Source organism: Acetobacter fallax (genome assembly GCF_011516735.1).
Classification (GTDB): Bacteria; Pseudomonadota; Alphaproteobacteria; order Acetobacterales; family Acetobacteraceae; genus Acetobacter; species Acetobacter fallax.
In genome coordinates this window covers 1-10,448 of record NZ_WOSX01000067.1, presented here as the reverse complement: position 1 = coordinate 10,448, position 10,448 = coordinate 1, and the positions used below count along the sequence as shown (strand labels likewise).

9 protein-coding genes and 4 pseudogenes are annotated in these 10,448 nt (G+C 51.6%); 2 read left to right on the top strand and 11 right to left on the bottom strand.

Features of this window, described 5'->3' with window-relative positions; genetic code table 11:
- Positions 1 to 1,174: 1,174 nt before the first annotated feature.
- Positions 1,175 to 1,993, top strand: coding sequence for a serine O-acetyltransferase (cysE, locus tag GOB85_RS17480; protein ID WP_173578711.1), 819 nt, complete (start codon positions 1,175 to 1,177; stop codon positions 1,991 to 1,993).
- Between the two features lie 378 nt (positions 1,994 to 2,371).
- The gene (locus tag GOB85_RS17475; RefSeq protein ID WP_173578710.1) at positions 2,372 to 3,451 is read left to right on the top strand and encodes a hypothetical protein; all 1,080 of its coding nucleotides are present in this window, start codon (positions 2,372 to 2,374) and stop codon (positions 3,449 to 3,451) included.
- A gap of 27 nt (positions 3,452 to 3,478) precedes the next feature.
- On the opposite strand, the gene GOB85_RS17470 is transcribed toward GOB85_RS17475, so the two are convergent.
- The 11 genes and pseudogenes from GOB85_RS17470 to GOB85_RS17430 all read right to left on the bottom strand — a co-directional run bounded on the left by GOB85_RS17470 (position 3,479) and on the right by GOB85_RS17430 (position 10,002).
- Positions 3,479 to 4,702, bottom strand: coding sequence for a type II restriction endonuclease (locus GOB85_RS17470; RefSeq protein ID WP_173578709.1), 1,224 nt, complete (start codon positions 4,700 to 4,702; stop codon positions 3,479 to 3,481).
- Positions 4,703 to 4,897: 195 nt separating this feature from the next.
- Positions 4,898 to 6,151, bottom strand: coding sequence for a DNA (cytosine-5-)-methyltransferase (gene dcm, locus GOB85_RS17465; RefSeq protein WP_242011610.1), 1,254 nt, complete (start codon positions 6,149 to 6,151; stop codon positions 4,898 to 4,900).
- 140 nt (positions 6,152 to 6,291) lie between these two features.
- Positions 6,292 to 7,037 (bottom strand): annotated as a pseudogene (locus GOB85_RS17460) (IS5 family transposase); the annotation flags it as partial.
- Positions 7,038 to 7,160: 123 nt separating this feature from the next.
- Positions 7,161 to 7,523, bottom strand: coding sequence for a hypothetical protein (locus tag GOB85_RS17455; RefSeq protein ID WP_173578707.1), 363 nt, complete (start codon positions 7,521 to 7,523; stop codon positions 7,161 to 7,163).
- Positions 7,524 to 7,590: 67 nt separating this feature from the next.
- The gene (locus GOB85_RS17450; RefSeq protein WP_338421800.1) at positions 7,591 to 7,974 is read right to left on the bottom strand and encodes a transposase; all 384 of its coding nucleotides are present in this window, start codon (positions 7,972 to 7,974) and stop codon (positions 7,591 to 7,593) included.
- Positions 7,913 to 8,038: pseudogene (locus GOB85_RS19830) on the bottom strand (hypothetical protein); the annotation flags it as partial. The pseudogene GOB85_RS19830 and the gene GOB85_RS17450, both read right to left, overlap by 62 nt.
- A pseudogene (locus GOB85_RS19460) lies at positions 7,983 to 8,114 on the bottom strand (mobilization protein); the annotation flags it as partial. The pseudogenes GOB85_RS19830 and GOB85_RS19460, both read right to left, overlap by 56 nt.
- Positions 8,115 to 8,667: 553 nt before the next feature.
- Positions 8,668 to 8,874 (bottom strand): hypothetical protein, encoded by a 207-nt coding sequence (locus GOB85_RS17440; RefSeq protein WP_173578705.1) that lies wholly within the window; start codon positions 8,872 to 8,874, stop codon positions 8,668 to 8,670.
- Between the two features lie 144 nt (positions 8,875 to 9,018).
- Positions 9,019 to 9,111: pseudogene (locus GOB85_RS19455) on the bottom strand (IS5/IS1182 family transposase); the annotation flags it as partial.
- A gap of 197 nt (positions 9,112 to 9,308) precedes the next feature.
- On the bottom strand, positions 9,309 to 9,764 hold the full coding sequence (locus GOB85_RS17435) for a PIN domain-containing protein (RefSeq protein WP_173578704.1): 456 nt from the start codon (positions 9,762 to 9,764) through the stop codon (positions 9,309 to 9,311).
- Position 9,765: 1 nt separating this feature from the next.
- On the bottom strand, positions 9,766 to 10,002 hold the full coding sequence (locus GOB85_RS17430; RefSeq protein WP_173578703.1) for a type II toxin-antitoxin system Phd/YefM family antitoxin: 237 nt from the start codon (positions 10,000 to 10,002) through the stop codon (positions 9,766 to 9,768).
- Positions 10,003 to 10,448 lie beyond the last annotated feature (446 nt).

Below are 10,448 nucleotides of genomic sequence, written 5' to 3'. Positions count from 1 at the left end.
GTGCTCTGTGGGACACCGTCGGCGCTCTGCTTCACGCTTTCACTCCCAGCCAATGCGCCAGTTTCTTTACAGCCACAGGATATGAACCAGATTAAAGTGGAAAAGCTCTAGAACATCTGCCCAAGACACGTGGGTTTCTGGATCTCCGAAATAGGCTCTGCCCGCCCCAGCGGATGACCCGGTTACAGAGCATCTTGTATGGTCCAAACCATATGGGCGCATCCTTCTACTGCAATCCATGACGGATCACATAAATGATCCCGGTGATCATCCATACGACGCAAAGCCCATGCGCGGGGTAACAGGGTTGCAAAACCTGCATCTGATCGCGGCTCAGCATCGGCAGTCGGCTGATTCCAATCCTTCATAGAATATTGGAATCACATACAGATTATGCCGTAAAGAGGCCTGATTCTAAAAAATATTATTAATAATAATATAAATCATCTATATTTCTATTATTAATCCATACACTCTACAACTGTACATTACATTAATCTGACTTTGAGAAATAGCATTACAGGATACTGGCTCGTGAGCCATAGTGAACAGGTTCGTATAGAACATAAATATTTAATAAGTTTGTTATGATAAATATTAATGTTATCTCTATGGAATACACATGTATATTAAGTGATGGTGATGTTCGTCATGACAGGAGAACGCAGCACGTATTCTATTTTATTTGAAACACGAGTTAAAAAATTCTCTCTGAACTAATGATTATCCGCATGAAAACACTATGAACGACATTAATTCATTAAGGAAAAACAAAAAGATATATCCTGACCGGTGCAATATAACTGGGTGGACTATTGCATGCATACTTCCTGTAGTGCTGCTGATCTGGCTTTTCTCGGTAGGGATAGTCGATCCGGAGGATATATCTGACGCAACAAGCTGTTTTTTTTAGAGTATAGAAAATTTAATAATATAATACGCTTTTTCTGTGTATTTTACACATAGATGAATAGGAAATATTTATTTGAATATTGAAACAGTATTACATGTTTTGAAAATGGAGATGTTGAATATCTAGTCAGAACAGAATCTGTCTGACTCACTGGATGTTGTCGGCTGAATATTCTTATGGGGAGAGCTTTCTATGGAGGGGGCAGCAATTACAAGTCTGCGTTCCTATCTGGAATCTGGTGGCGTGAACGTAGCTCATAACATGTCTTTCAACAATGTTGAGGCTATATCTCCCACGGCAGAAGATCTGTGGCAGGAAGTACGGAAAGAAGCGCGCCATAATGAGGATGAGGTCCTCGGAGATCTTACGCGACCAAGTATTATTGACCAGCCAGATCTTCAATCAGCGTTGGCCTATCTTCTTGCGCGTAAACTGAGCAACGATTTCATTCGCAAATCCGTTATTTTTAGTCTTGTCAGAGATTTCCTCCGGGCAATGCCCGATGTTGGAAATATAATGGCCGCGGATCTGCATTCCATTCGGAAAAGAGACCTTGCAGCAACTAATCATATGGTGCCGTTTCTGTTTTTTAAAGGATTTCATGCAGTGCAGGCCTACCGTCTGGCCAATTGGCTCTGGCATCAGAATCGACGGTCGCTGGCACAATACATCCAGAGTCGAGCGTCCGAAGTATTTGCAGTAGATATTCACCCGGCTGCCCGACTGGGAAAAAGAATCATGTTTGACCACGGCACGGGCATCGTAATCGGCGAAACATCTGTGGTCGAAGACGACGTTGCCCTGCTGCAGAATGTAACTCTTGGTGGAACGGGAAAAGAATCCGGTGATCGGCATCCGAAGATCAGGCGCGGCGCACTGATAGGCACGGGAGCAAAGGTTCTCGGTAATATTGAGATTGGCGAAGGTGCAAAAGTAGGAGCAGGGTCTATCGTGCTGAAGTCGGTCGCGCCCTTTACGACTGTTGTCGGGAATCCTGCGCATCCTGTGGGAAGGCCGCATGTCGCGCTGCCAGCTCTGACAATGGATCAGTCTCTGCCACCGTTTTCTTATGTTATATGACAAGATAATTGCGATCGTTTCGCGTCACCTGCCAAGTCGGTATAAGTATTGCCTCAATGCAATTTAGGGGAATATAAGTTGGTCTAAGCTTTATTATGCGACTTTTTCTTTTCACCTTTTTTGTTGCATTGCGCTCACGATCTGTAAAGTTGGTGCTCTGACGTTGACCAGTAATCTGCCCAGCCATCACGGACGGTGACACGGTCAAAAAACTGACGACACTCTCTGAAAGGATTTTCTTCCGTGCCCACTGGCGACGAGGTGTGTGCCGTTGTCTGTTTATATATCAAAATGACGTCAGCCGTATCGAGGTCACATATAATCTGAGATATTCGATGCAGCGCTCCACAGATACTTTTGGCAGAGACGTCAGAAGAAATGCAGACCCCGTTAGGCGACCTGACAGAACTTGATCTTTCGGATCATGACGTATGCCGACGTATTCTCGCTCTGGACAAACATCGCCTCGCGGAAGGCCTGGTGATCGAAAGTCTGTTCGATCAGTATCTTGAAACATTCCCGGGCGACCAGAAAGATGTTCCCCGGCTAATTGATGCCGACACGGCAATAGCGGTCAATCCTGGAGATAATGTTACCTGCGCTTTCGTGTGGGACAGAGGAAGTCCGGTGGGACTGGGACGATATCTCGCCGCACCTGGACAGCATTACCGGGTCATACTGGTTCGTTGTGACAGTGCCCGGAAAGTTTTCACTGCTGCCGAATGCAGGGACGGAAAACGGGTTTCCACATGGTACTCCCTTCCTGAACTGGCCCAAAAACTGTCGGGAAAAAATGAGCCTTCAGCATTCGATATTGATGCATCTGTCAGGGATACAAAGCGCATCAATCAGAGTTTCTGGGGCTATCTGTCAGCACATTATGGGGCCGAACTCGGTCAACGCGTTATTCTGCCGAGGATATTCCTGAACTTCGGTATTCAGCCCTGGTTTCAGTATGTCTGGAATGTCGATCGCATTTACCTGCAGGGCAATCAGCTCTGGCATCTCGAAATCAAGCATAAATATCCGATGTCCGGCAGACCTCTTACTTTCGGTCTGAATGATGGCGAACTCAGGATGATCAGACGGCTGGCACATTGCGGTCTTCGTTCACTTCACACCATCATCGTCAAGCCACGCTGGGACAAGGAAACGGGTTCGATGTTTCTGACCAATAACATGACTGCCCGTAATTCGGCTGCTGTAACAGGGCGTGAAATCACCTGCGGAGACGCGCTCTCAATAATGCGGCAGCCTCCATGTTATTCAGGAGCAGACACGTCTTTCACCGGTCGTAAAGGATTAAAATTCTATCCGCTGCAGGCAACAGATTTCTCATCGTTCGGCACTCTTGGCATGCCTCACACTGAAGTCGCGGCCCGCATGGACGCATTCATCCGGGGAGAAAAAAGAGAGCCAGTGACGGATGACTGGCTGCTCAGCCTGAAGATGGAATAATTTACCCCGATTTCCATGGGCATAAGATCACCGTGTATCCTGCCGCCTTCTGACAAGACCGATAAACTCACCTACATTCATCAGCCATGCCTGCTGGGATGGTCTGAAGGTGGCATGCAGCTTCTCCGGCAGCACAAGCTGTAGTTCCTTTACCCGCATCTCATCCGTCTGGTTTTCGGAAATGCCAGGCTCCAGCGTAAGAAGATGCTTTTTCCTGATCCTTACCGCTTCTGACAGTACCTGTCGCCAGCGGTCCTTGAGCGTCGATTTCGAGCCCAGCATCGTCAGCCTGTCAGCCGGGAAAAGTGGGTCTGCATAGGCCGCTTTTCCGGGGAACAGAAAATCAGGCTTATTACGGTTTTCTGTCTCAGCGCCACGCGCATACCGGATCCCGTTGGCCTGGAACACCGCTTCAAGATGATTTTCCAGTGCGGACCCTGCGCGGGCCTTACGCCGGTTCTGCACGCTCAGCGAGAATGCAAGAAAACCGTCGACATCCGCTCCCCCGGCGCACTGGAAGCCTCCATTGATCTTCTCCGCAACGACCCGCCGCTCCAGTCTGCGGAACAGCTGCTCTTCACGCTCCATCCATTCAACCAGTGCCCCGTCCGGATCATCGTGCGCCGAAATATCCGGCAGGGAAGAACGCGCAAGTTCGGAAAAAACACGTGTCGTGGGAAATCTGAGACCAAACGGCTCAATCAGCGTATCAAGAATATCCGCCTCAGGCTCTTCCGGCTCCACTCCCAGTTCATCGAGAATGTAACGGGCCGCGAAGTCCAGCTCGGGGTCGTGCGCCCCTTCAATCTCCTGGAAAGAAAAATCGGTTCCCGACAGGTCATCAAGCCCGAACAGCCAGAGAAGCTGATTCTGGACGGTGCTGTCTGCCGGCACAACGATCAGAAGGGCGCTTCCGTCCTGCCTCATCGCCAGAAAGAACACGTCTCCCGGAGCCATGACCTCCGTCACTTCGTTGGAACGATAATAAAGCCGATACTCGGTGCGAACGGGATGCTTCCGGCGGGCGTCATACCAGCTCAGCATGCCATCAAGGGAAATGGCGGCTTCTTCCTCGCCCAGCCATATGAACCTGGCCGGAATATTCCGACGGTCGTCGTCACCCAGAAGCTTCCTCAGAGGCGCGGAGCCATTCAGTTCATGCTGATTGGACCTGTCCGGACGGGTTTCAACCTCGGTCAGCCTTTTTGCCACAACCCCTTCAAACTGATCCGAAAGCTGTCCCCGTCTCACCCGTTACTGTCCTCTGATTTCAGGTTCGGAAGCATCCGTTTTCAGCCATGATGAACAGGCTTCAGGAATGACTTCCATGGGAAGACGTCCTTTCCCCGCCGCATCGCGCATTCCCGTAGGGTTCCCACGCGCCAGCCAGCATCACGCAGAGCAGGCTGCGTACGGCGTCAACAGACCTGTTTCAGTGAAACGATGTCACGCAACAGCGGCGGTCTGATCATGAACAGATCTCATGTCTGAAGTCTCATCTCTGCTGTCCCGGTGTTCCCGTGCCAGAGCCGAGCGTATGTGGGGCTTCATGGCATTGGCCAGGAATTCGATGACCGGCACCACAACCGCATTTCCGAACTGGCGATAGGCCTGCGTATCCGAAACGCCGATACGGAACCGCCTGTCGCCACGATCGAAACCCATAAGACGCGCGCACTCCAGCGGTGTGAGACGGCGCGGCCGTTTCCCCTCCTGCTGGATCAGGATTTCAGATCCATCCTTGAAATATCGGGCAGAAAGTGTCCGCGCGATATCGCCTGGCCCGCACAGTCCGAAACCGAAGCCGTTACCCGCGGCCGCATGCTTAGCCTTATAGTTCTGAAGATAATTCCACAGATGTTCCGTAAGTGTGTATTTTGGATCGACCTCTTCATCAGGCTGCAGGATCGAACCCAGTCTCGGTCCCTTGTCTGCCGGAGGAACGACAAGAGATTTCAGGTCAAAGTCCGTTTTCTCCCTGAACCCGACAATAAAAATACGCTCGCGTTTCTGCGGCACCCATGATGCCGCACTGATCACGCGCGTCTGCACATGATAACCAAGTTCTTCTTCGAGAACGTGCATGATAGTGGCAAAAGTCCGTCCCCTGTCGTGCCGTTCAAGGTTTTTGACATTTTCCAGCAGAAAGGCTGCCGGCCGGTGATGGGCGATGATTCTAGCTGTATCGAAAAACAGGGTTCCCTGCGTGTCACACAGAAAGCCATGGGGCCGCCCCAGCGAATTTTTCTTGGAAACCCCGGCGATCGAAAACGGCTGGCATGGAAAACCTGCCAGCAGAACATCATGTTCCGGAATCAGCGAGGGATCCTCCGCAAACGGGCGGATATCACCACTGATCTCATGATTGTCCGGATAGTTCAGGGCATAGGTCTGCCGTGAGAATCTGTCCCATTCGGATGTAAAGACACATCGACCGCCGATTTCCTCAAAACCGATCCGCAGGCCGCCTATACCGGCAAACAGATCGATAAAACGGAAATCGACCCTGTCTTTTTCTTTTGCCCGGAGGCGCTCATCGGCAATGTGACGCAGGAAATTGAGAGCGGTCCGGCTCGGCGTGCCGGGGGTATTTTCATAACGGTACACCGTCCGTTCCCCCAGCCCCAGTTCTTCAGCCGCCTGATGCAGCGTAAGGCCTGCCCGATCACGCAGCAGGCTGAAATCGGTCCGCGATGGCATGGGCATTCTTTCAGATCAGGGTCACACGAGGTTTATCTCTGCCCTGATGGCAGAATCTGTCCCCGAAAGCAATCCATGTTCTTCATATGTTCCGGTGAAACGCAATTTATGGATGAGGTGAGGCCCAGGACTCGTTCCTGGAGCCAGAGGGCGAAGCATGGCGGGATGTGGATTGCGGACATCAAGACGTGAGCGCAGCAAATATACGGTGTTGCCACACGCCGCCAGTTCTTGAGCCTTCCGAACATGAGCTCGATGCGGTTGCGCTGTTTGTATTTCCGCCTGTCGTACTTGACCGGTTTTCCGCGAGATTTCCGTCCTGGAATGCAGGGTCTGATCCCTTTCTCTTCCAGGGCGTCCCTGAACCAGTCGGCATCATACCCGGGATCTTCCAGCATCCATTGTGCTGCAGGAAAACTGTCCGGCAGGGCAGAGGCATCGGTATAATCACTGATCGGTCCTGCTGTCGTGAAGAGGCTCAGCGGTCGTCCGTTCTGATCGGTGACGGCATGCAGCTTCGTGTTCATCCCGCCTTTGGTGCGGCCGGTCAGGCGGTCTGGATCCCCTTTTTTAGCCGCAGGCTCGAAGCCGTGCGGTGCGCCTTAAGATACGTCGCATCAATTATGAGGGTCTGCCTTCCCGGCAGCCAGCCCGTCCATCATCCGGGTGAAGTCCCCATGGCACCCCAGCGCTTCCAGCGGTTGTACAGTGTCTTATGTGGACCGTACTCCCCGGGGTGCATCGCGCCAGCGCAGGCCGTTCCGGTTCATAAAGATGATGCCGCTCAGCACGCGGCGGTCATCAACGCGGGGTCTGCCGTGGCTCTTTGGGAAAAGGGCCGAAGACGATCCATCTGTTCGTCCGTCAGCCAGTACAGGTCGCTCATCTCCAGTCTCCTCACAGAGCCTGAATCAGATTTCCGTAATCAAATCAATGGGTCCTGAGCCTAATTCAAAGAATGGGTCCTCAGACCAGATTGCAGCGTATGCTGTTTATAGATAATCCCGATCTATGCTCCGGCAGAAGGTATAAAGGCTGACACCAGTAATTTACCTTGTCGACAATCATCAACTACCCGCTTCCTGCTGTCGCCTTTTAACCATGACGGAGCATCGGTTAAACTTGTAGTCCAGTTCAGCCATTCATCTAAATCTGTGTCCGATGAATATATTCCTGAATATAACCAGAAGCGATTAACAATATTCTGCATTGTAAAATCTTCACATCTAAAAGCGATCACTCCATTAAATGCAACATCTGTTGTTGATCCATCTTGATGTATTATCTTTATTTTCAGTTCATACTTAGAATGTTCTGCATTTATACAAACTATCTCGCCGTCATGTAGGTCGTTATTATCAAGTAAGTTCATATTTATTCTACCACATTAGTATCAGAAGACAGGGGTTTGATCAGTTTCTCAGAGCCTGTTTGGAAAATCACGGGTGAGCATTTCTGCGCATGAGATTGGCGCCCAGGGCGAAGAAGATCATGGCCTGTGACACGTCGACGCGGCGCTCGTAATCACGCACGAGCCGGCGCCAGCGGGTCATCCAGCCGAAGATCCTCTCGACCACCCAGCGTCGCGGCAACACCTCGAAGCCCTTTGTTCCGTCACGGTGGATAATCTCGACGATGAAATCCAGATAAGTCGTCTTGTCCATCAACTTCAGACGGTCATTGGTGCCATCGGCGAACAGATGGTCCGATTGTCCAGTCACCCTCCAGACTCCACTGATAGCTCGCCGGATTTCCCGCAGTATATCGTTCAGCCTCATCACGTCTGATGCCTTCGGGAGACGCAAAGCCTGTTGTCCTCTCATAACCGAGATAGAAGGCCGCCGAGAATGACCTTGCGGCGGGTGTCCCTTTTGCGCTCCTCAGCATTCTGTCGGGCGAGCAAAGCCTGCTAACGAGCTTTGGCCTGTTCGGCCCGTTGCCTGACGCGTTCGAGAGGGTGCACTTCTGATTTCCTTCATGTTTTTCTGCAGGATAGGACGAAAAAAACGATAGCCGTCCAGAGCAGAGGTAATGCGTAAATCCAGTTAATGCATAAGAAGAAAAAGACACCAAGATATCCCGCTATCATCGCGGTTTTTCTATAAAGGTCTCTGCTCATAATACAATTATAACCCTTGCCACGAAGGAGTGAAGGGCGCACTTTGGCGTTACTTCGCAATGCGCGCGTGAGGAACGTTCCTTCTCAGAATCCTTCCTGAACACAGCCGGTCGCGGCGATCTGTCATCTGTTCGTCAAATCCATCTCGCGTTCGTGCGGTCGTGGTGGCTATCGCCTATCGTGCCGGTCAGGAACCGACGGACGAGCCGCATGGCCTCAGCCAGGATTACACTTACAAGCAGGAAGTGGGGGCTGCGTTCATCGTGGCCTCGGACGGCAGAAGCAGTTCGCCAAAGAGATCGAGAAGTCGGCGAACGGGCAGTCACGAGACCAGGGGCCGAGTGTCGGTTTTTGATCGGGATAAAATATAATTTTTCAAAATTTAGATCGACAGCAGTCACTCAATAATAGTTGCAGATGTGATTTTCATTACATGCTGATACTGGCCGAGATAACCACACCGGCCAGGATTAGAAGTGCGGACACCTTCAAAATGGATTTTGAGTTTGGCTGGCATCGCAAGGCGATCGGACGGAAGAACGTCGGAAGAAAATGCAGCCCAGTCTAATTGTTCCATATTGCCATTTCGGTAAGTAATACTCATTTTCTCCGGTATAACAATAAGTTGCCCAATACCGGATATGGGGGATTCCGAAAAAGAATTACATGGATTCTTTTTCGGGGAACATGACACTAAAAACAGAACTAACAATGCAATGGGAAATCTGATCATTAGGCTCCAGGACTTGTCTGTAGCCGCACCGCTTACATGGCCCTCACGACCCCGGAGAAGATCCCTGATCCGTTCCCACTGACCGTCACTCAGACCATACCGACGCATCCACAATACCTTCCGAAAAACAGAGAGAAAACATCACAGATCAAACGGGAGTACAAGCCTGATATCGCCGGGCGCTGACTGACGACACGCCCTGGCGCAAGAGTTCCTGCAACATACAAAAAACCGTGCGGAGTATCAGATCTATAAGCAGCATAGCCGTGGCGTTCAGAAAGAAAAACGAAGAAGAGACGGTCCGGTCACGTTTGCCGGAGAGGGTTGTCTGGCAGTTCTTCAAAGGGATTGACCACCACGAGTTCAGGCAACTGAAAATGCCGCACATTCCGGGTCAGGACGGTCAGGCCATGAACGCGGGCCGTCGCGGCAATCGTGAGATCGCTCATTTGTGGATCATGCCCACGCGCCCGCACCTGATCGGTCAGCGTTCCCAGCGCCTGCGACACAGGAAGATCGACCGGCAATATCCGCCGGGCGTAAAGATGCACGAGCGTCGCCAGCCATTCGCCCAGCCGTGCGGCTTTTGCCTCATGCCCTGCGCGTTTCACCTTCTCGATCCCGGCGACGATTTCCGCGACAGTAATCACACTGAGAAACAGTCTATCGCTATTCGCGTCCATCCAGTAGCGCAGTTCAGGACTGGCAACCTTTTTTGACGGGGCGGCCTCTGAAATGACGTTCGTATCGAGCAGATACACGTCAGAACGCCACGTCCCGCAGTCCCTCGCCGCCTCGTTCCGTCTCGATCTCCTCGGGAAGGGACATGAGCAGCCGTCCGAACGAGGGCACAGCACTCAACCTGCGGTATTCTTCATAGGACAGCACCACCGCCGTAGGCTTGCCGTGGCGCGTGATGATCGACGGCTCGCCCTGCGTGGCGTGATCGATCACCGCCGACAGATTGGCCTTGGCGTCCCTGATCTGGATTTCCTGCATCGAAGCCTCCCGTGACTACAGTAGTCACATTAACATGATCATATCCCCCTCGCCAGCACAACCATTGCATCGGAACGTATGGTGCGAGAGAAGGGCGTACTTTTCTGCCATTTCTGGAAAATCGCTGCAGGCGGGGCTGTTTTCAGAATGCCGCTCGAAAAAACTTCCAGCCCAGTACGCAGACAGGCAAAAATCCGGGCCGCCGCTCGTCGTCCTTCGACACGACCATATTTCTAGCAACTGTGTTTAAACGACGGGGCTAATGCGCCACGGCAGGCCTGTTTTCAGGACAGCATTTGCGATTGTGACGAGACGCCGCGCAATCGCGATGATGACTAGAGGGTGTTATGCACTTTGCATGAGCAGGTTAGCTGCGTTTCTGAGCATGAAGCCAGCGAAGGCGATGGTGTGCATTGCGGCAAGTGTTGAGGCGCAGCGTTCGTAGT